Here is an 18380-nt window from a genome sequence, read left to right on the forward strand (position 1 = left end):
CCACCAACCCGGACCGCTTCTGCCCTTTCCCTGAGGGTCGCGGGAGCCGGACTGTGCCGCGATCGTCGCCGCGATCGAGGCCTGCACCGGCGTCACATGCCAGGAGAACGTCGGCAAGCCCAACCCGCGCATGCTCACCACCGCGCTCGACGGCCTGGACGTCGACCCGTCCCGGTGCGTCATGGTGGGCGACCGCATCCAGACCGACATCCAGATGGCCCTGGACACCGGAGCACATGCCGGGCTCGTGCTCACGGGCGAGGCGACGGCCTCGGACGCGAACACCCTGCTCGACGGCGGCTACTCCGGCTACGTCCTGGACCGGGTGGACCGGCTGGTCCCGGCCTGGGCCTGGGACGAGCTCGGCTGGACGACGTCCGACTCCTGAACCCGGCCCCACGGGGCGTGTCCGGCGGCGCCGCCGGACACGCCCCGTGCACCACACCCTTCATTGCTGCCCCACGGGCACACCCGCCGCGCGACGACGCGCGAGAACGGAGACACCATCATGAACGCACCCCAGATCACCGACGGCCCCTACGTCATGGGAATCGACTTCGGCACGGAGAGCTGCCGAGTCGCGATCGTCGACCTCACCGGCCGCCCCGTCGCCATCGCGAGCACCGGCTACGTCACGAGCTACCCCCGTCCGGGCCAGGCCGAGCAGAGCCCGGACGACTGGTGGGAGGCGCTGGTCGCCTCCACGCACAAGGCGATGGCCGACGCCGGGATCGGCGCCCACGCCATCGCGGGCATCAGCTACGACGCGACCACGATGACCGTCGTCGCGATGGACGAGCGAGGCAACGCGCTGCGCCCGGCGATCATGTGGATGGACGTGCGTGCCACGGAGCAGGCCGCGCGCGCGTCCCACTCCGACAGCCCGGCCCGCCGCTACAACGGTGGGGGCTCGATGCCGGCGACGGCCGAGTGGTTCCCGTTCAAGGCCGCCTGGCTGCGCGAGAACGAGCCGCAGACCTACCGTGACGCCCACCGGCTGGTGGACGCGCCGGACTGGCTGACCTTCCGGCTCACCGGGCGCTGGACCGCGAACATCAACTCGGCGTCGCTGCGCGCCTACTACGACCGCAACCTGGGCGGTTGGCCGGTCGACTTCTACGAGGAGATCGGCTGCGGCGACGTCTTCGACAAGGTCCCGGGCGACGTGCTCGACCTCGGCGAGCCGGTGGGCGCGCTGACGGTCGCCGCCGCGACCGCGCTGGGCCTGGTGCCGGGCACGCCCGTCGCCCAGGGATGCGCCGACGCGTGGGCGGGGCAGATCGGCCTCGGGGTCCTGTCCCCCGGACGCTTCGCCCTCATCACGGGCAGCAGCCACGTGCTGACGGGGCAGACGGCGCAGCCGGTCAGCGGCCCGGGCTTCTTCGGGGCGTACACCGACGGCGTTCTGCCCGGCCAGTACACCGTCGAAGGTGGTCAGGTGTCGACGGGGTCGGTCCTCAAGTGGTTCAAGGACAACTTCGCGCGCGACGTCGTCGCGGCGGCCGAGCGGACCGGCCTCAACGCCTACGACATCCTCAACGCCCAGTCGCGGGACCTGCCCCCGGGGTCGGAGGGGCTGATCATCTGCGAGTACTTCCAGGGCAACCGGACGCCGTACACGGACTCCAAGGCGCGCGGCATCATCTCCGGCCTGAGCCTGCGCCACGGACCGGAGCACATGTACCGCGCCATCCAGGAGAGCGTCTGCTACGGCACCGCTCACAACGTCCGGGTCATGGCCGAGGCCGGCATCCCGGTCGAGGAGCTGGTCGTGTGCGGCGGTGCCACCAAGTCGCGTGACTGGATCCAGATGCACGCCGACGTCACGGGCGTGCCGATCACGTTGACGGAGGTGGGCGACGCCGTTGTGCTGGGCACGAGCATGCTCGCCGCCACCGGAGCCGGACTGTTCGCCGACCTCCCGACGGCGGCCAAGGAGATGGTCACCGAGGTGGACCGCATCGAGCCCGACCAGGAGCGCCACGAGGAGTACCAGTTCTTCGTCGACACCTACGTCCAGACCTACCCGCAGCTCAAGGAGCAGATCCACGGTATGACCGACAAAGTGAGCGCCGCATGAGCACCCTGATCAAGACCGCCCTGGAGACGGCGGACGAGACCACGGCGATCGCGTTCGGCGACGACGTCCTGCGCACGACGGGCGCCATCTTCGCCGAGCAGTTCCCGGGCGCGCGGGTGCTCGTCGTCGCCGACGACAACACGTTCGCGGCGGCCGGGGACGTCGTCCTCGCGTCGCTGGCGTCCGCCGGGGTCCCCGGCGCGGGCGACACGTACCTGTTCCCGGGCACGCCGACGCTCTACGCCGGCTACGAGAACGTGGAGCTCCTGCGAGAGCACCTGCGACCGCTCGAGAACACCGTGGTGTGCTCGATCGGGCGGGAACGCTCAACGACATCGCGAAGCTCGCCTCCGGCGAGCTGGGGCGCCCGTACCTCAACGTGTGCACCGCGGCGTCGGTCGACGGGTACGCGGCCTTCGGCGCGGCCATCACCAAGGACGGGTTCAAGAGCACGCACACCTGCCCCGCGCCCAGGGCACTGGTCGCCGACAGCGCCGTGGTGGCCTGCGCGCCCGCACGCCTGACGGCCACGGGCTACGGCGACCTCATCGAGAAGATCCCGGCCGGCGCGGACTGGATCCTCGCCGACCTGCTCGGGGTCGAGGCGATCGACGAGTACGTCTGGGGTCTCGTCCAGGGACCGCTGCGCGAGTCCCTCTCCCGACCGGAGGACCTGGCGGAGGGCAACCCGCGAGCGATCGAGCTGCTCGCGGAGGGCTCGATCATGTCGGGTCTGGCGATGCAGGCCGCGAAGTCCTCACGTCCGGCGTCGGGAGCCGGGCACCAGTTCTCGCACGTGTGGGAGATGGAGGGCCACGGGCTCGACTGGGAGCCGCCGCTGTCGCACGGGTTCAAGGTGGGCGTCGGGACGGTGGCGTCGCTCGCGCTGTGGGAGCTGTTCCTCGCGCTGAAACCGGAGGACCTCGACGTCGACCGTGCGCTCGCGGCCGTGAAGTCTCCCGACGCCGTCGAGGCGGAGGTCCGCGCGGTGCTCGGCCCGCGCATCCAGGACGAGGCGGTCCGGCACACCCTCGCCAAGCGGATCGACGGCGCTGCGCTGGTCGCTCGCGTCGAGCGCCTGCGCGAGGTGTGGCCGGAGCTCACGGCGCGCTGCGGCGCACAGATCCTCCCCGCATCCGACGCGATGGAGCGGCTGCGCACGGTCGGGGCGCCCTGGCACCCTTCGCTGATCGGCATCGATCACGAACGCCTCCGCGCGACGTACGGCAAGGCCAGGATGATCCGCAACCGCTACACGGTGCTCGACATCCTGACCGACCTCGGCCTGCTCGACGAGTTCATCGACCGGTTGTTCGCCCCCGACGGCTTCTGGGGCACCAACTGCGAGCCGGTCGCCTGACGACGTGGTGCCGGCAGGTGGCGGGCTTGCCCCGCCACCTGCCGGCATCTCGCGCGCGCCGAGCCTCGGCGCGGCGCGCGCACGCGTCATCCTCCCGAGCCGGTCCCCGCTCCGGCGACGCGCACGTGCACACCCGAGTCGCGCATCGCGGCGATCGCGGCGGCCGGCGTGGCGCTGTCGGTCACGACGAGGTCGAACTCGGTGAGGGCCGCGAAGGCGTGTCCCGCCTGCCGGGTGAACTTCGTGTGGTCCACGACGAGGATCGACGTGTCGGCCGACCGCAGCATGACGCGCTTGAGCTGGGCGAGCTCCTCGATGGGGTGATAGCACGAGCCCCGCAGGATGCCGGAGGAGGACATCACCGCGTAGTTCGCGCGCAGACCGGACAGGATCTTGGCCGTCGTCGGCCCCACGAAGCTGTCCGCCCACGGCAGGTAGGCTCCGCCGGCGACGAAGAGCTGCACGCCCGAGCGGGCGCTGGCCTCCTGCGCGATGCGCTGGGAGTGCGTGATCACGCTGAGCGGCAGCACGTCGGCCATCGCGCGCAGCACCCACAGGCCCGACGTCGAGTCGTCGAAGATCACCGAGCTTCCGGGCGAGACCTCCTGCGCGACGAGCCGGGCGATCGCACGCTTCGCGGCCTTGCGCTGCTCGATGCGCAGGCTCGCCGCCGCCTCCTGCTGGGTGGTCGCCAGCGCCGAGACCCGCCCGTGGCGGCGCTCGATCAGCCCGACGTCTTCGAGCTTGGCAAGGTCCCGGTGCACGGTCATCGCCGACACGCCCACGCTCTCGATGATCTCGCCGATGGACACCTCACCTCGTCGCGCGATCATCTCGGCGATCCGCAGCCGTCGTTGGCTCATTGTGCTCACTCGAACATCGTCGATGTGCGTCCTGGTCGCAGCGCACAGATGGCGCGAGCAACCGCCTGATCAGTCGCCGCCGTAACCCACACGACGCGCCGACGCGACGCCGGACAGCGGGTGCTCCTACGTTGGGCGCATGATGATCGGCCTGGTCGGCAGCTACGGCTCCCCCGCGCAGATGGTCCGGCTCGCGCACGAGGCCGAGCAGCACGGCTGGGACGGCTTCTTCACCTGGGACGGCGTGAGCCTCGCCGACGAGGGCTTCGACACCGTTGCGTGCTACGACCCGTTCAGCATCCTCGCCGCGGTCGCGTCCGTCACCCAGCGGATCACGCTCGGTGCGCTGGTCTTCGCCGCTCCGCGGCACCGGCCCTGGGAGCTCGCGCAGCGCGCCCTGACCGTCGACCACCTCTCGGGCGGCCGCCTGGTGCTGCCGGTCGGCGTCGGCGTCCCGACCGAGCGCGCGGTCACGTCGGTGCACGGCCAGCCGTCCGCGCGGCGCGACCGCGCCGGGCTGCTCGACGACGTCCTCGCGTGGCTGGAGCGTTCGTGGTCGGGCGAGGAGTTCTCGTTCGAGGGCACGCACCTGAGCACGGGGCCGTTCCGGTTCCCCCAGCGCCCGGTCCACGGCCGCATCCCGGTCTGGCCGGTCGCGGTGTGGGACGCGGATCGTCCCCCGCTCAAGAGCCTCGACCGCGCGCTGCGCTGGGACGGCGTGGTCGCTCAGGTCCGCGGCGACAGCCCCGAGGACGCGGAGGCGGGCCCGGAGGCGATCGCCGGGCTGGTCGCCTGGGCCGCGGCCCACCGGGATCCCGCCGCAGGGCCGTGGCAGGTCGTCGTCCAGGGACGGCTGTCGGCCGACGACGGCCAGGCGGCGGAGCAGCTCGCCGCCGCCGCCGACGCAGGCGCCACGTGGTGGGTCGAGAGCTGGTGGGACCCGCGGACGGTGACGCCGGAGCACCTGCTGAGGGTGGCCCGCCGGCGGCTCCCGCGCCCGTAGGCGACTGTTCCGGTCGCGCGGCGCGGGCATGCTGAGGACGCCGCGCGACGACGCCCGGTGCGCGGTCTCGACGCCTCGACGCCGACGGGCTCGACCGTCGTCCACGGTCGAGCCCGTCGAGCCCGTCAACCTCACGCGCTCACGCGCTCACGCGCTCACGCGCTCACGCGCTCACGCGCTCACGCGCTGCGCGCGTCAGACCTGTACCGGGCGCGCCGGCTCGATCTCTGCCTTCTCCCAGTGCTTGGCGGGCAGCGTCCTGGGCCGCCACGCCTCGCGCTGCGCCTCGAACTGCGTGATCGCGTCCTCGTTCTGGAGCGTCAGGCCGATGTCGTCCAGCCCCTCCATGAGGCGCCAGCGCGTGTAGTCGTCGATCTGGAACGGCACGGTGACGTCGTCGGCGTGCACCGTGCGGTGCTCCAGGTCGACGGTCACCTCGGTGCCGGGGCGGGTCTCGAGGACCTTCCACAGCAGCTCGATGTCCTCCTGTGCGACGACGCCCGCGACCAGGCCCTGCTTGCCCGAGTTGCCGCGGAAGATGTCCGCGAACCGCGACGCGAGCACGACGCGGAACCCGTAGTCCTTGAGCGCCCAGACGGCGTGCTCGCGCGAGGATCCGGTGCCGAAGTCGGGGCCGGCGACCAGCACCGATCCGGTCTTGTACGCGTCCTGGTTGAGGACGAACGCGGGGTCGCCGCGCCAGGCGGCGAACAGCGCGTCCTCGAACCCCGTGCGGGTGATCCGCTTGAGGTAGACGGCCGGGATGATCTGGTCGGTGTCGACGTTGCTGCGGCGCAGCGGCACCCCGACGCCCGTGTGGACGGTGAACTTCTCCATGATGTGACTTTCCTTAGCGAAGTGTCCGGGTGCGGTCAGGCGTGGGCGGCGACGGGCAGGTCGAGGTCGACGACGACGGGCGCGTGGCCGTCGAAGCCGCGCGCACCCACGCCGTCGAGCGGCGAGCCGTCGAAGGTCGTGAGGTCGACGCCGGCCGGCAGGTCGAGGTCGGCGAGCGAGGACAGCGTGCCCCGCACGGCCGTGGCCGCCGCGACGAGCGGCGAGACCAGGTGCGTGCGGCCGCCCTTGCCCTGTCGCCCCTCGAAGTTGCGGTTCGACGTCGACGCCGAGCGCTCCCCCGGCGCGAGCTGGTCGGGGTTCATGCCCAGGCACATCGAGCAGCCGGCGTTGCGCCACTCGGCGCCGAACTCCGTGAAGATGACGTCGAGGCCCTCGGCCTCGGCCTGCAGGCGAACCCGCGCCGACGCCGGGACGACGAGCACGCGCACGCCGTCGGCCTTGCGGCGGCCGCGGAGCACCTTGGCGACCGAGCGCAGGTCCTCGATGCGTCCGTTGGTGCACGAGCCGATGAAGACGGTGTCGACCTTGACGTCGCGCAGCGGGATTCCGGGCTCCAGGCCCATGTACTCCAGCGCGCGTTCGGCGGCGACCCGCTCGTTGGCGTCGGCGATCTCGGCCGGGACCGGCACGTTGGCCGACAGCGGCAGGCCCTGGCCAGGGTTGGTGCCCCAGGTGACGAACGGCTCCAGGTCTTCGGCGTTCAGCACGACCTCGGCGTCGAACGTGGCGTCGTCGTCGGACCGGAGCGTCTTCCAGTACGCGACGGCGGCGTCCCAGTCGGCGCCCTCGGGGCGTGCGGGCGACCCTTGAGGTACTCGAAGGTCGTCTCGTCGGGGGCGATCATGCCGGCGCGTGCGCCGGCCTCGATCGACATGTTGCAGATCGTCATGCGGGCTTCCATCGACAGCCGGCGGATCGCCTCGCCGCGGTACTCGAGCACGTAGCCCTGGCCGCCGCCGGTGCCGATCTTGGCGATGATCGCCAGGATGATGTCCTTCGACGTCGCGCCCGGGGGCAGCTCGCCGTCGACCGTGATGGCCATGGTCTTGAACGGCTGGAGCGGCAGCGTCTGGGTGGCGAGCACGTGCTCGACCTCGGAGGTGCCGATCCCGAAGGCCAGGGCGCCGAAGGCCCCGTGCGTCGAGGTGTGCGAGTCGCCGCACACGACGGTCAGGCCGGGCATGGTCAGGCCGAGCTGCGGCCCGACCTGGTGGACGATGCCCTGGTCCGAGTCGCCGAGGGAGTGGATGCGGACGCCGAACTCCCGGGCGTTCGTGCGCAGCTGGTCGATCTGGGTACGGCTGGTGAGGTCGGCGATCGGCAGGTCGATGTCAAGCGTCGGGGTGTTGTGGTCCTCGGTCGCGATCGTCAGGTCCGGGCGGCGGACGGGGCGTCCGGCCAGGCGCAGACCCTCGAACGCCTGCGGGCTCGTCACCTCGTGCAGCAGGTGGAGGTCGATGTAGAGGAGGTCGGGCTCTCCGTTCGTGCCGCGGCGCACCAGGTGCGCCTGCCAGACCTTCTCCGCCAGCGTGCCGGCCATCCTTGTTCCCTCCTCGGTCCCCGGTCGGGAACCTGATTCATTCCAGACTTGCAATCTCAAGTGCCGAGACGGCAATATCGCCTTATGGACGATACTAGCGGAGTCGGCGTTCTTGACAAGGCCGCGTCCGTGCTCGGCGCCCTAGAGGCGGGACCGGCCACGTTGGCCCAGCTCGTGGCCTCGACAGGGCTCGCCAGGCCGACGGCGCACCGCCTCGCCGTGGCCCTCGAGCACCACCGTCTCGTGGCCCGGGACATGCAGGGACGGTTCATTCTCGGGCCGCGGCTCAACGAGCTCGCCACGGCAGCCGGGGAGGACCGCCTGCTGGCGGCAGCCAACCCCGTGCTGATCGCACTGCGCGACCACACCGGCGAGAGCGCCCAGCTGTACCGACGCCAGGGCGACCACCGCGTGTGCGTCGCGGCCGCCGAGCGGCCCGTCGGCCTGCGCGACTCGATCCCCGTCGGCGCGACGCTCACCATGCACGCCGGCTCGGCCGCCCAGATCCTGCTGGCCTGGGAGGAGCCCGACCGCCTGCACCGCGGCCTGCGCGACGCCGTGTTCACGGCCACGATCCTCTCGGGCGTGCGCCGGCGCGGGTGGGCGCAGTCCGTCTCCGAGCGCGAGGTCGGCGTCGCGAGCGTGTCGGCTCCCGTACGCGGGCCGTCGGGCAAGGTCGTCGCTGCGGTATCGATCTCGGGCCCGGTCGAGCGCCTCACGCGCCAGCCCGGCCGCCTGCACTCGGGCGCCGTCGTCGCCGCCGCGAACCGTCTGACGGAAGTGCTGCGGCGCGCCGGGGAATGAGCCATGCGCGGGCATCGTCGGTCATTACGCTTCGCTGGACAGTGCGACAACCTCTACCCATGCCGACCCGCGTGAGGACCCGATGCCGGCCAAGGCCAAGACCCTCCTGATCTGGATCGTCGTGATCTTCGTGATCTACGCGATCGTGCAGAGCCCCGAGCGGTCTGCCGAGATCGTCGGGGCGCTCGTCGATGTCGTCGTGAGCGCGTTCAAGAGCATCGGCCAGTTCTTCGGCAACCTGCTCGCCTGACGTTCCGGAGCCGTCGTGCCGACCGCGCCGCGCGTCAACGCCCGCAAGAACCAGGACCTGAAGCGCTACATCCTGCCCACGGAGAAGGTCGTCGTCGCGACCCGGCTGCACTGGGCGTCTCTTCTCGAGCCAGCGGCGACGACGGTCGGGGTCTTCCTGTTCGTCGCACTCGTCGTCACCGCCGCGCCCCGCTCGGTGCAGCCCGTGGCCGAGTGGCTGTGGGTCCTCTGGTTCGCCGCGCTCGGGCGGTTCGTCTTCCGCTGGTTCGAGTGGCGCCACGAGTGGTTCGTCGCGACAGACCGGCGCCTGCTGCTGCTCTACGGGCTCGTGATCCACAAGGTGGCCATGATGCCGTTGACCAAGGTGACCGACATGGGCTACTCCCGTACCCCGGCCGGGCAGATCCTCGGGTACGGGCGATTCGTCATGGAGTCGGCGGGCCAGGACCAGGCCCTGCGGCAGGTCGACCACGTGCCCCAGCCCGACGCGACCTACCGCGTCCTGTGCAGCGAGATCTTCCGCCCACAACCCGCCAGGGACCCAGCGCGCCCGGGCACAGGGGCCGACGGCGCCACCGCATGGCCCCCCGTCGTCGTTCCGGGGCGCCCCGCGCCCGAACCGCGACACCCGACGACACAGCCGATCCCGGTCGTCGGCTCGGGGCCGACTCCCCCGCCGCCCCCACCGTCCGCGCACGACCTCGGGTGGGACCCGCCACCCCCCTACGACTCCCACCCCCGCTGACCTGCCGGCCGAACGGCACGGCGGCGCGCCCACGCACACCGGGAGGTAGCGCCCGTCGCACCGGCGGGGAGGCGACTCGCCGCATTCACACGGGGGGTTTCGGATATACGAAACTCTCAGTACCCTCTCAGACTGGTCCGGCCCGTTGCCGAAGCCGAACAACTCGGCACAGCGGACCGGCCACACAGGGAGGAAGCGTATGACACTGTCTCGATCCCTTCGCATCACCACCCGCGCGTTCGTCGCCACGGCCTCGGCCGTGGGCCTCGCCGCAACCGTCGCGGGACCAGCGGGAGCCTCGCCCACCGGCGCGTCCGTCGCGACCGCCGACGACGCAGGCGGCGACCTCGAGCTCAGCCACGACGAGTCGACCAAGGTGATCCCGCTCTGCGACGGCGACGCCGCGTTCGCAGAATGGCTGATCGCCAACTTCACCGACCACGGGCAAGACATCGCCGAGTACCTGACCGCGAACCCAGGAGCGCTCGCCGATCTAGGCAGCGGCAGCCAGGCCGCGACGCAGGTCCTCGACTACGCGATCAGCGACACGCTGTTCCACGGGCCGGCCACCCTCGCCAGCCTGCCATCGCACTGCGACGGCGGCGCCGCGAGCGAGGACACCGACGCGGCCGACGCCGACGCCGACGCCGACGCGAGCGAGGACACCGACGCCGCAGACGCAGACGCCGACGCGAGCGAGGACACCGACGCCGCAGACGCAGACGCCGACGCGAGCGAGGACACCGACGCCGCAGACGCAGACGCCGACGCGAGCGAGGACACCGACGCCGCAGACGCCGACGCCGACGCGAGCGAGGACACCGACGCCGCAGACGCCGACGCCGACGCGAGCGAGGACACCGACGCCGCCGACGCCGACGGCAGCAGCGAGGCCGGCAACGAGGGTTGCCCCGACGTCGACATGCTGGGCGACCTGCTCGGCGGCCTGGTCGGCGCAGGTGGGCTCGACTCCGGCGGGCTCGAGGAGCTGCTCGGCGGGCTGCTTGAGGACGGCATGCTCGACACCAGCGGGCTCGAGGGCCTGCTCGGCGGGCTGGTCGAGGACGGCATGCTCGACACCAGCGGGCTCGAGGGCCTGCTCGGCGGGCTGCTCGAAGCCGGCACGCTCGACACCAGCGGGCTCGAGGGCCTGCTCAGCGGGCTGCTCGAAGCGGGCACGCTCGACACCGGCGCGCTCGAGGGCCTGCTCGGCGGGCTGGTCGAAGGCGGCGCCGTCGGAGGCGCCGGCCTCGCCGACCTGCTGGGCGGCGGTAGCCTCGGCAGCCTCCTCGGTGGTGGCGCGCTCGGCGGCGCCGGCCTGGCCGGCCTGCTTGGCCTCCCGCTCGGGCTCCCGCTCTGACGAGGACCACCCGGTCAGCGCGCACGCCCTGTCCCAGGGCAACTGCGCCGGCGCCGTCGGCCCGGCGCTCGTCGGTACTCGCGTGCCGGCGAGCGCCGGGCCGACGGCCGACGCGCTTCCCCGGACGCGCGTCGAGGTGCGAGGACGGCACCGTCCCGGCGGCCGCGGACTCGCATGGATGCGCGCTCGGCACACTGCGCCGTCACGGCCTGACGGTCTCGGCGAATCCTGCTCCCGGCGCGGTCACGGTCGCGGTGTGCTCGCGGCCCACGGCCTCGGCGCCGGTTTTCGGGGTGTCCGGACGGGCGGCTACCGCGCCAGGCGACGCCGACCCCGCTGCGGACCCAGGGCGCTACGCGGCGGTCCCACGCCGACGTCCTGCGCGTCGTGCCAGGCTTCCCGTCGAGGTTCTCCACGCGGCTGCCGCGGTGCGCGCCCCGCGGTTGCCGCCGTCAACGGCCGCGGGGACCCGGGTGAGCGGCGTCGACACACCCGTCGGGGTCCACGCGCCTGGAGCACACCGTCGACCGGCATGGCCGACACCAGCTGTGCACCACCCTGGTGCTCGACCGGTCGTCGTTGCACGCCCGCGAGCGGGCAGCACCCGGACAATGCGAAAGGCGCCCGGAGCCGAAGCTCCTGGCGCCTTCTGTGGTACCCCCAGCGGGATTTGAACCCGCGTTACCGCCGTGAGAGGGCGGCGTCCTAGGCCGCTAGACGATGGGGGCCAGAACTCCGTTCACGGATGAACGGTGCGTACCCCCAGCGGGATTTGAACCCGCGTTACCGCCGTGAGAGGGCGGCGTCCTAGGCCGCTAGACGATGGGGGCCTGTGACTTCCGGTTCAGGAACCGGCTGCCGGAGAAGCCTACCTGACCTTCGGCGGTGCCGACGGCCACAGGTGAGGCTGCTGCGCTGGGGTACCAGGACTCGAACCTAGACTAAGTGAACCAGAATCACTCGTGCTGCCAATTACACCATACCCCATGGTGGTATCGGCCCCTGGGTCTCCCTCGGGTCTCCCTCAAAGGGCCAACAGCCGAGAACATTACCCGACGCAGGTGCCGTCCACCAAAACGAGAGCCCGCGCTGGAGCGGTGTCCTCGATCACGGCAGGATCAGCACCATGGCAACGACCGAACCACCCGTCGACCCGCACGACCACGCCACCCGGGCCGCATCCTTCTCCCGCGGCGCCGACGTCTACGCCGCCGTCCGCCCGACCTACCCCGTGACGGCGGTCGAGTTCCTGATCCCCTCCGGGGCACGCCGGGTGCTCGACCTGGCCGCAGGCACCGGCAAGCTCACGACGTCGCTGGTCGCGCGCGGCCTCGACGTCGTCGCCGTCGAGCCGTCCGCGCCCATGCTGGCCCACCTCACGCATGAGTTCCCCGACGTCGAGACGCACGTCGGCACGGCCGAGGACATCCCTCTCGATGACGAGTCGGTGGACGCCGTCGTCGTCGGCCAGGCGTGGCACTGGTTCGACGAGGCCGCGGCGTCCGCCGAGATCGCCCGCGTGCTACGCCCCGGCGGCACCCTCGGCGTTGTCTGGAACGTGCGCGACACGTCGGCCGACTGGGTGGCACGGTTCGGGGAGATCCTGCACCGAGGCGACAGGCTCGAACCGATCGACGAGCACGGCGTGCCCACGCTCGGGGCGCTGTTCGACGCGCCGGAGCACCGCACCTTCACGTGGTCCGACGACGTCGCGACGGCGTCGCTGCGCCCCCTCGCCGCGTCGCGCAGCTACCTGCTCACACTGCCCGAGGCCCAGCGCGAGGACCTGCTCGCGGCCGTCGACGATCTCGTCGCCACCCACCCCGACCTGGCCGGCCGCACGACCGTGCCGCTCCCCTATGTGACAGACGCCTATCGGGGTCGGCGCCGCTGAACGACGCGGTCGGACCCAGCGGGCGGCGGGCAGCGGCGACGGTGCCCTGCGTCACCCGCGCACGGCACCGCGCTCGCCGCCGAGCGACCGAGCGACCGAGCGACCGAGCGACCGAGCGCCGTGCGAGCACACGATCGCGGACCGTGATGCCACACCGAGCCGCTTCGCCGCCAGCGGCAGCGTCGTCGCTGCGGGACCAAGCCGCGTGCCGACCACGTGAGTTCGCGCCTCGGCCCAGCCCACACACCGACCGACGCCCGCCCACGCCGCCGCCCAGCCCACACACCGACCGACGCCCGCCCACGCCTCAGACGAGCCCGAGCACCCCCGGGAGCGCGCCGAGGCCCGCGATGCGGTGGATCCCCGCGGTCGGTGCGCGCTCGCCGGACCTCCGCACGCCAGGGCGGTCGAGCCAGACGCCGACGAGCCCCGCATCTGCGGCGGCGCGAGCGTCGACGTCGGGCTCGTCCCCCACATAGGCCGTGCGTGCGGGGTCGCTCGCGAGCCGGCGGCAACCCTCGTGGAAGACCTCGGCTCGCGGCTTTCCGAACCCGAAGGTGTCAACCCCGACCAGTACCGGAACGCCCTCGATCCGAGCGGCAGCCAGCTTCGACTCCTGCAGCTCGACCCGCGCGTTGGTCACGCAGCCCACTCGCACCCCAGCCGCCCGCAGGGCCTCGAGCGCGGGAGCAACGTCGTCGTGCGCGCGCCAGGAACGCTCGAACTCGCCCCAGAACACCGCGAGCCAGCCGGGGTAGGCCGCCTCGTCGACACGCGGACCGCCGAAGGCGACGTGCAACTCGTCAGCGCGAAGGCGGCGCTGCTCGTCGAAGCCCAGCTCGCCACGCGTGTAGGCGCGGTAGTGCCCGTGGACGTCGTCACGCCAGACAGCCAGCATCTCGGGCTCGCGCTCAGCGGGCACCTGCGGCAGGAACGTGCGGCGGACGGCGCCGACGGCGTCGGCGAACGCGGCCCGCGTGTCGACGAGCGTGTCGTCGACGTCGAACAGGACGGCCTCGACCACCACGGCTCGCTCAGCCGCCGAGCCGCGCGAGCGCCGCGTCGATCCGCGTGAGCGTCCGCTCGCGACCCAGCACCTGGAGCGACTCGAACAGCGGCAGGCCGACGGTGCGGCCCGTGACGGCCACCCGCACCGGCGCCTGAGCCTTGCCGAGCTTGAGTCCGTGCCGCTCGCCGACCGCCGTGACCGTGTCCTTCAGCGGCTCGGCCTCCCACGGTTCGAGCGCAGCGAGCGCCGCGCGGGCGTCGGCGAGGACGGCCGGACCAGGCTCCTTCATCCCCTTGGCCCACGAGGCCTCGTCGTCGACGGGCACGTCGAGGAACAGGAAGTCGACGTTGTTGGTGATCTCGCTCAGCGTGGCCACGCGCGTCTGCGCGAGCGGCGCGACCGCCGCGAACGCGGCCGCGTCGAACTGCTCGGCGGTCCACGGCGCGTGCGGGGCACGCAGCCACGGCTCGACGGCGGCGGCGAACGCCTCGGGCGACAGCGCGCGGATGTACTCGCCGTTGAACGCGGTGAGCTTCTTGACGTCGAAGAACGCCGACGAGGAGTTGACATCCGCGATGTCGAACCGCTCGACGAGCGTCTCGAACGGCAGGATCTCCTCGTCGTTGCCCGGCGCCCAGCCCAGCAGCATGAGGTAGTTGACCATCGCGTCGGGCAGGATGCCGTCGGCCAGGTAGTCCTCGAGCGCCACCTTGTCGCGGCGCTTCGACAGCTTCTGCCGCTTCTCGTTGACGATGACGGGCAGATGCGCCCACGTGGGCGGAGTCTGGCCGAGCGCTTCCCACAGCAGCTGCTGCTTGGGCGTGTTGGGCAGGTGCTCCTCGCCCCGGATCACGTGCGTGATGCGCTCGTCGACGTCGTCGACGACGTTGGCCAGCAGGAACACGGGTGAGCCGTCGCCGCGGGCGATGACGAAGTCCTCGATCGCGGCGTTGGGGAACGTCGGGTTGCCGCGGATCAGGTCGACCACCCGCGTCTCGCCGTCGTCGGGCGTGCGGAACCGCAGCGCCCGCCCCGGCTCGAACGCGAGGCCGCGCTCGCGGCAGAAGCCGTCATAGCCGGTCTGCGCGTTGCCGGTACGCGCTGCGACGTCGTCGCGCGTGCAGTCGCAGTAGTAGGCGTCGCCCTGGGCGAACAAGGTCGCGGCTGCCTCCGTGTGCAGCGTGACGTTCGCGGACTGGAAGTACGGGCCCTCGAACGCCGGATCGTCGGCGTGCATGCCGAGAGCGGCCATCGCCGAGAGGATGCCGTCGACCCACTCGGGCTTGTTGCGCGCCGCGTCGGTGTCCTCGATGCGCAGCACGAACGTGCCGCCCGAGTGCTTGGCCACAGCCCAGTTGAACAGCGCCGACCGCGCCCCACCGACGTGGAACATCCCGGTGGGCGAGGGAGCGAAGCGAACGCGGACGGAGGACGAGCCGGGGGCAGGAAGAGTCACGCGCCCCAGCGTAGTTGGCCACCGCCCCGCTACGGCGCGTGCGCGGTGCCGGCGTCACGCAGCCGCGTCCGGCTGGCGGCCGACGCGCGGCACCAGACGCGTCAGGCCGCAATTCATGGCACGGGTCCGCCCCATCTGGTCGTCGGTTCGCGGTCTGGTCGTCGGCTTGACTCGACGACCAGACCGCGAAACGACGACCAGACTCGCGTCGGCGCGGCGGCGGCGGCGTCGCGGCGGCGGCGTCGGCGCGGCGGCGGCGTCGGCGCGGCGGCGGCGTCAGCGCGGCGGTGTGGGCCGCGGGAGGCGGCGGTCCGGGCGGGCCGCGGCGCGCACGTCCGGCGGGAAGCGCGCGAGCAGACGCCTCGCCACGGCCTCTGGGTCGCGTGCGTCCACTGCCATGAACCTGACGGGCCGGACGCCGAGCGCCTCGGCGATGGCGTCCTCTCGCCGCTTCTCCTCGACGAGCGCCCGTCGTCCGTCGTAGCCGCGCCCGAACGCGCCGTCGGTGTACTTGACCTGCCCGTCGAACTCCGCGAGCACGCGCTGCTCCGGCCAGGCCAGGTCGATGCGGTAGACGCCGAGGTGCGTGGCCACCGGGTACTGGAGCACCGGTCGGGGCAGGCCGAGCCGGGCCGCGACGTAGCGGAGCCACGTCTCCCACGCCGACTGCGATCCACCGTCCATGAGGCCGAGCACGCACGCGGCCCGGGCCGTGCCGTTGGGCTTGCGGACGTCGGCGAGGCGCTGGCGCACCTCGCGCTCGCGCAGCCCTTGCCCAAGTGCCGCGTCCGCCACGACGAGGGCGTCGAGGACCGGCATCGTCAGGGCGCAGTCGAGGACGGTCTGCTCAAGCGAGGTAACGGGCAGGCCGTCGACGATGCCGTGCTGTGCGGGCAGGCCGACGTGCCGCGCGATGTCAGCGGCTCGGTCGCCGCCGGGTTTGGAGCGCTGGCGCAGGTGCGTCACATCCGAGACGGCCCAGAGCCTCAGGCCCCAGATCAGCGCGGCCGTCGCGTGCGAGAAGACGTGCGGTGCGCGGACCTGCGCGTGCACCGCACGGGCGTGGTCCAGAGCGCGCGCCCGTGCTCGCCCGGCGTCGCTGCCTGGCCGGCCGGCGCCGTCGTCGGCGGCAGGCATGTACGCCCCGCGACGGAGCCGGACGAGCTCACCGCTCGTCAGCGCGCTGCGCAGGCCGTTCGGCTCCTCGCTCCGCGCGAGCAGGATCTTCGTGCTGGACATGCCGGGCAGCATGCCGGGAACACACCCGCACCTCGGACCCCCTGTGCACAACCGCCGCCACGCGGCTGTGGCCCCGTCTGGTCGTCGGACTGGGGTCTGGTCGTCGGATCGGTCCGACGTCCAGACCCCAGACCGACGACCAGACAGGGGCGGCGTCTCAGGTTCGGCGGAACACCGGGTTGCTCATCGTGCCGATGCCCTCGACCTCGACCTCCATGCGGTCGCCGTGGTCGACGAGGCCGACGCCCGCGGGCGTGCCCGTGAGGATCACGTCGCCCGGCAGGAGGGTCATGGCCTCGGAGATGTAGGAGATGAGGAACGGGACGTCGAACACGAGGTCGCGCGTGCGCCCGTCCTGGCGCAGCTCGCCGTTGACCCGGGAGCGCACGGCGACGTCCTCGGGGTCGAGGTCGGTGTCGATCCACGGCCCCAGCGGGAGCGAGGTGTCGAAGCCCTTGGCGCGCGCCCACTGCCCGTCGGTGCGTTGCGCGTCGCGCGCGGTGACGTCGTTGGCGACGGTGTAGCCGAGCACGTAGGACAGCGCGCTCTCGGGTGTGGCGTCCTTGCACACCTTGGAGATGACGACGGCGAGCTCGGCCTCGTAGGAGACCTCACGCGTCCAGTCGGGCAGGACCACCGGGTCGTCGGGGCCGACGACGGCCGTGTTGGGCTTGAAGAACAGCAGCGGCGTCGTCGGCACCTCGCCGCCCATCTCGGCGGCGTGGTCGGCGTAGTTCTTGCCCACGCACACCACCTTCGAGCGCGGGATCACCGGGGCGAGCAGCCGCACGCCGGCGCCCAGCTCGATGCGTTCGCCCGTCGGCAGGGCCGGCATGTACAGCGGGTCGCCGCCGAGCACGGCCAGGAACGTGCGGTCCCCCTCACGCTGGACGAGGGCGAAGCGGGGGTCGTCTCCGGTGGTGAATCTCGCGATGCGCACGCAGGGAGCCTACGACGGCGTCCCGCGTCGCCGTCGTCACACGCGCGCGAGCACCTCGCCGTGCAGGATCGCGAACCAGCCGTCGGGCGCCTGCGCCCACGCGAGCCAGTCCTGCGCGAGCTGCTCGAGCGCGACGTCGTCGGCGAGGCCCGACTCCTGGGCCTGCACGGCGAAGTTCGACGCGACGCAGCGCTCCGCCCAGACCTGGCCCCACCACTGCCGGTCGGTCGGCGTCGCATAGCACCACGACGACGCGCTGGGCACGAGGTGTGCGGGGTCGAAGCCCGCCTGCTGCACCCACGAGAACAGCCGGCGCCCGGCATCGGGCTCGAAGCCGTAGGCGTGCGTGACCTCGTGGTACAGCGTGTTCCACTCGGTCAGCCCGGCCGACTCGGGGTACCAGGCCATGGCGGCGTAGTCGGCGTCGCGCACGGCGACCAGGCCGCCCGGCTTGGCGACGCGTCGCATCTCGCGCAGCGCGGCGACCGGGTCGGACAGGTGCTGGAGGAGCTGGTGGGCGTAGACCACGTCGAACGTGTCGGCGGCGAACGGCAGCTCGTAGGCGTTCGCCTTCTCGAACCGGACGTTCTGGTAGCCGACGGCGGCCGCGTGCTCGCGCGCTGCCTCCAGCACCTGCGGTGCGGCGTCGACGCCGACGACCTCGCCGCCGGCGAGCACACGAGCCAGGTCGACCGTGACGGTGCCCGGGCCGCAGCCGACGTCGAGCAGGCTCATGTCGTCGCGCAGGTGCGGCAGCAGGAAGCCCGCCGAGTTCTGCGTCGTACGCGCGCGGTGGGCGCGCAGCACCGACTCGTGGTGCCCGTGCGTATACGACTCGGACTCCTTGCTCGGCACGGTGTGGTGCGAGCTCGGCGCCTCGATCGCGTCGGTCAGGTCGGCGCCCGCGGGCGGCTCGGGGGTGCGCTCGGCCGCGCCGACGGGGCGCCAGGTCTGCTCGCTCATGGCACCACGGTATCCAG

At 72.4% G+C, this 18380-nt stretch carries 16 protein-coding genes, 3 tRNA genes and 2 pseudogenes; 10 read left to right on the top strand and 11 right to left on the bottom strand.

From position 1 onward, the window contains the following. The first annotated feature begins 130 nt into the window (after positions 1-130). The 4 genes and pseudogenes from ET495_RS18085 to ET495_RS07610 all read left to right on the top strand — a co-directional run bounded on the left by ET495_RS18085 (position 131) and on the right by ET495_RS07610 (position 3440). The gene (locus ET495_RS18085; protein WP_211340933.1) at positions 131-388 is read left to right on the top strand and encodes an HAD hydrolase-like protein; all 258 of its coding nucleotides are present in this window, start codon (positions 131-133) and stop codon (positions 386-388) included. A 120-nt stretch (positions 389-508) separates the two neighbouring features. After that, complete coding sequence (locus tag ET495_RS07605) at positions 509-2080, top strand: FGGY-family carbohydrate kinase (protein WP_129203943.1); 1572 nt, start codon at positions 509-511, stop codon at positions 2078-2080. A 304-nt stretch (positions 2081-2384) separates the two neighbouring features. Further along, a pseudogene (locus ET495_RS19670) lies at positions 2385-2534 on the top strand (iron-containing alcohol dehydrogenase); the annotation flags it as partial. A 45-nt stretch (positions 2535-2579) separates the two neighbouring features. Further along, complete coding sequence (locus tag ET495_RS07610; protein ID WP_425471243.1) at positions 2580-3440, top strand: dehydroquinate synthase/iron-containing alcohol dehydrogenase family protein; 861 nt, start codon at positions 2580-2582, stop codon at positions 3438-3440. An 86-nt stretch (positions 3441-3526) separates the two neighbouring features. Here the strand turns inward: ET495_RS07610 and ET495_RS07615 are convergent, their stop codons facing one another. Then, on the bottom strand, positions 3527-4303 hold the full coding sequence (locus tag ET495_RS07615) for a DeoR/GlpR family DNA-binding transcription regulator (RefSeq protein WP_245993419.1): 777 nt from the start codon (positions 4301-4303) through the stop codon (positions 3527-3529). Positions 4304-4442: 139 nt separating this feature from the next. Here ET495_RS07615 and ET495_RS07620 point away from each other — a divergent pair, with 139 nt between their 5' ends. Next, the gene (locus tag ET495_RS07620) at positions 4443-5306 is read left to right on the top strand and encodes an LLM class flavin-dependent oxidoreductase (protein WP_129203947.1); all 864 of its coding nucleotides are present in this window, start codon (positions 4443-4445) and stop codon (positions 5304-5306) included. Positions 5307-5501: 195 nt separating this feature from the next. Here the strand turns inward: ET495_RS07620 and leuD are convergent, their stop codons facing one another. Both leuD and leuC read right to left on the bottom strand, forming a co-directional pair. Then, entirely contained in the window at positions 5502-6143 is a 642-nt protein-coding gene (leuD, locus tag ET495_RS07625; protein ID WP_129203949.1) for a 3-isopropylmalate dehydratase small subunit, read from the bottom strand. 35 nt (positions 6144-6178) lie between these two features. Beyond that, positions 6179-7704 (bottom strand): annotated as a pseudogene (gene leuC, locus ET495_RS07630) (3-isopropylmalate dehydratase large subunit). A gap of 84 nt (positions 7705-7788) precedes the next feature. Here leuC and ET495_RS07635 point away from each other — a divergent pair. The 4 genes from ET495_RS07635 to ET495_RS17615 all read left to right on the top strand — a co-directional run bounded on the left by ET495_RS07635 (position 7789) and on the right by ET495_RS17615 (position 10862). Next, positions 7789-8508 carry an IclR family transcriptional regulator gene (locus ET495_RS07635; RefSeq protein WP_129203951.1) on the top strand — a complete coding sequence of 240 codons (720 nt, stop codon included), beginning with the start codon at positions 7789-7791 and terminating at the stop codon, positions 8506-8508. Positions 8509-8590: 82 nt separating this feature from the next. Further along, on the top strand, positions 8591-8758 hold the full coding sequence (locus ET495_RS17905) for a hypothetical protein (RefSeq protein ID WP_170220576.1): 168 nt from the start codon (positions 8591-8593) through the stop codon (positions 8756-8758). A 15-nt stretch (positions 8759-8773) separates the two neighbouring features. Beyond that, positions 8774-9502, top strand: coding sequence for a PH domain-containing protein (locus tag ET495_RS07640; protein WP_129203953.1), 729 nt, complete (start codon positions 8774-8776; stop codon positions 9500-9502). Between the two features lie 199 nt (positions 9503-9701). Continuing rightward, positions 9702-10862: a hypothetical protein gene (locus ET495_RS17615; protein ID WP_162616402.1), complete on the top strand. Its 1161-nt coding sequence runs from the start codon at positions 9702-9704 to the stop codon at positions 10860-10862. A gap of 652 nt (positions 10863-11514) precedes the next feature. Here ET495_RS17615 and ET495_RS07650 read toward each other — a convergent pair. From ET495_RS07650 to ET495_RS07660, 3 genes are all read right to left on the bottom strand, one after another. Next, a tRNA-Glu gene (locus tag ET495_RS07650) sits at positions 11515-11590 on the bottom strand. A 29-nt stretch (positions 11591-11619) separates the two neighbouring features. Further along, positions 11620-11692: transfer RNA gene (locus ET495_RS07655), tRNA-Glu, on the bottom strand. An 85-nt stretch (positions 11693-11777) separates the two neighbouring features. Continuing rightward, positions 11778-11849 (bottom strand) — tRNA-Gln (locus ET495_RS07660). A 139-nt stretch (positions 11850-11988) separates the two neighbouring features. Here ET495_RS07660 and ET495_RS07665 point away from each other — a divergent pair. After that, positions 11989-12756: a class I SAM-dependent methyltransferase gene (locus ET495_RS07665; protein WP_129203955.1), complete on the top strand. Its 768-nt coding sequence runs from the start codon at positions 11989-11991 to the stop codon at positions 12754-12756. A 307-nt stretch (positions 12757-13063) separates the two neighbouring features. On the opposite strand, the gene ET495_RS07670 is transcribed toward ET495_RS07665, so the two are convergent. The 5 genes from ET495_RS07670 to ET495_RS07690 form a co-directional block, all read right to left on the bottom strand. Continuing rightward, positions 13064-13780 (bottom strand): HAD family hydrolase, encoded by a 717-nt coding sequence (locus tag ET495_RS07670; protein WP_245993368.1) that lies wholly within the window; start codon positions 13778-13780, stop codon positions 13064-13066. Between the two features lie 10 nt (positions 13781-13790). Beyond that, on the bottom strand, positions 13791-15221 hold the full coding sequence (gene gltX, locus ET495_RS07675) for a glutamate--tRNA ligase (RefSeq protein WP_129203959.1): 1431 nt from the start codon (positions 15219-15221) through the stop codon (positions 13791-13793). A 276-nt stretch (positions 15222-15497) separates the two neighbouring features. Continuing rightward, on the bottom strand, positions 15498-16460 hold the full coding sequence (locus ET495_RS07680) for a hypothetical protein (RefSeq protein ID WP_162616403.1): 963 nt from the start codon (positions 16458-16460) through the stop codon (positions 15498-15500). A 157-nt stretch (positions 16461-16617) separates the two neighbouring features. Then, entirely contained in the window at positions 16618-17400 is a 783-nt protein-coding gene (locus ET495_RS07685) for a fumarylacetoacetate hydrolase family protein (RefSeq protein ID WP_129203963.1), read from the bottom strand. A 36-nt stretch (positions 17401-17436) separates the two neighbouring features. Continuing rightward, the gene (locus tag ET495_RS07690; RefSeq protein ID WP_425471216.1) at positions 17437-18363 is read right to left on the bottom strand and encodes a class I SAM-dependent methyltransferase; all 927 of its coding nucleotides are present in this window, start codon (positions 18361-18363) and stop codon (positions 17437-17439) included. Positions 18364-18380 lie beyond the last annotated feature (17 nt).

Source organism: Xylanimonas allomyrinae (assembly GCF_004135345.1).
GTDB classification, from domain to species: Bacteria; Actinomycetota; Actinomycetes; order Actinomycetales; family Cellulomonadaceae; genus Xylanimonas; species Xylanimonas allomyrinae.

What these genes read in the sequence shown, in the direction of transcription:
- ET495_RS18085 (WP_211340933.1), top strand. Translation starts at nt 131, where the DNA reads ATGCTCACCACCGCGCTCGACGGCCTGGACGTCGACCCGTCCCGGTGC.
- ET495_RS07605 (WP_129203943.1), top strand. Translation starts at nt 509, where the DNA reads ATGAACGCACCCCAGATCACCGACGGCCCCTACGTCATGGGAATCGAC.
- ET495_RS07615 (WP_245993419.1), bottom strand. Translation starts at nt 4,303, where the DNA reads ATGAGCCAACGACGGCTGCGGATCGCCGAGATGATCGCGCGACGAGGT.
- ET495_RS07620 (WP_129203947.1), top strand. Translation starts at nt 4,443, where the DNA reads ATGATGATCGGCCTGGTCGGCAGCTACGGCTCCCCCGCGCAGATGGTC.
- leuD (WP_129203949.1), bottom strand. Translation starts at nt 6,143, where the DNA reads ATGGAGAAGTTCACCGTCCACACGGGCGTCGGGGTGCCGCTGCGCCGC.
- ET495_RS07635 (WP_129203951.1), top strand. Translation starts at nt 7,789, where the DNA reads ATGGACGATACTAGCGGAGTCGGCGTTCTTGACAAGGCCGCGTCCGTG.
- ET495_RS17905 (WP_170220576.1), top strand. Translation starts at nt 8,591, where the DNA reads ATGCCGGCCAAGGCCAAGACCCTCCTGATCTGGATCGTCGTGATCTTC.
- ET495_RS17615 (WP_162616402.1), top strand. Translation starts at nt 9,702, where the DNA reads ATGACACTGTCTCGATCCCTTCGCATCACCACCCGCGCGTTCGTCGCC.
- ET495_RS07665 (WP_129203955.1), top strand. Translation starts at nt 11,989, where the DNA reads ATGGCAACGACCGAACCACCCGTCGACCCGCACGACCACGCCACCCGG.
- ET495_RS07680 (WP_162616403.1), bottom strand. Translation starts at nt 16,460, where the DNA reads ATGTCCAGCACGAAGATCCTGCTCGCGCGGAGCGAGGAGCCGAACGGC.
- ET495_RS07690 (WP_425471216.1), bottom strand. Translation starts at nt 18,363, where the DNA reads ATGAGCGAGCAGACCTGGCGCCCCGTCGGCGCGGCCGAGCGCACCCCC.